This is a genomic window from Psychrobacter sp. GW64-MNA-CIBAN-0177 (assembly GCF_040309585.1).
Lineage (GTDB): Bacteria > Pseudomonadota > Gammaproteobacteria > Pseudomonadales > Moraxellaceae > Psychrobacter > Psychrobacter okhotskensis.
In genome coordinates this window covers 1-281 of record NZ_JBEOOY010000154.1, presented here as the reverse complement: position 1 = coordinate 281, position 281 = coordinate 1, and the positions used below count along the sequence as shown (strand labels likewise).

Below are 281 nucleotides of genomic sequence, written 5' to 3'. Positions count from 1 at the left end.
GGCCTAAACATTGTTAAAGTTGAAGCCGAAGAGCAATTTTTAAATGACCTTGCTGGTAAGTCAGACCCAGAAGATAAGCGTAAAGCCATTGGCCACACGTTTATTAATGTATTTGATGAGCAAGCTAAAAAGCTTAAAAATGCAAAATGGTTAGCGCAAGGTACAATTTACCCAGACGTAATTGAATCTGCGGCATCTGCCACCGGTAAAGCACACGTAATTAAATCGCACCACAATGTGGGCGGATTACCAGCAGACATGAAAATGGGCCTAGTTGAGCC

1 pseudogene is annotated in these 281 nt (G+C 42.3%); it reads left to right on the top strand.

Annotated elements, in window-relative coordinates:
* Positions 1 to 281, top strand: a pseudogene (locus AAEY79_RS14580) (GMP synthase (glutamine-hydrolyzing)); the annotation flags it as partial.